General features: G+C 62.6%; 1 pseudogene. It reads right to left on the bottom strand.

What is annotated here, in order from left to right:
- Positions 1–609: pseudogene (gene sucA / locus D3H34_RS33475) on the bottom strand (2-oxoglutarate dehydrogenase E1 component); the annotation flags it as partial.

The following is a 609-nucleotide window of genomic DNA, read 5'->3' as shown; positions in this document are numbered from 1 at the left end:
CACCGAACCTTCGACCACGGGGTTGACGATTTCGAGGTGCGAGGGGTTGAACGCCAGCGACAGGTGGACCGGGCCGCCGGCCGTCGACACGTCGGAGCTGAAGCCCTGGTGGTACTTCACGTCGCCCGATGGCAGGTCTTCGGGAGCGGTGTGATCGAACTCGGCGAACAGGTCGCGCGGGGTCTTGCCCAGCGTATTGACCAGCACGTTCAGGCGGCCGCGGTGGGCCATGCCGATGACGATTTCCTGCACGCCCTTGGAGCCTGCGGACTGGATCAGTTCGTCCATCGCGACGATGAAGCTTTCACCGCCTTCGAGCGAGAAGCGCTTCTGGCCCACGTACTTGGTGTGCAGGAAGCGCTCGAGGCCTTCGGCCGCGGTCAGGCGGTCGAGGATGCGCTTCTTCCTGCCGGCATCGAACTGGGGCTTGCTGCGGATCGTTTCGAGCTTCTGTTGCCACCAGCGTTTCTGGTTCTGGTCGGTGGCATACATGTACTCGGCGCCGATGGCGCCGCAGTAGGTTTCATTGAGCGAGTTGAGCAACTCGCGCAGGGGCATGGTTTCCTTGCCGAAGAAGGTGTTGCCCACGTTGAACACGATTTCCTGATC

The sequence above is a fragment of the Acidovorax cavernicola genome (genome assembly GCF_003581445.1).
Note: the sequence above shows the minus strand (reverse complement) of the source record. Positions and strands in the feature narration are given on the sequence as shown.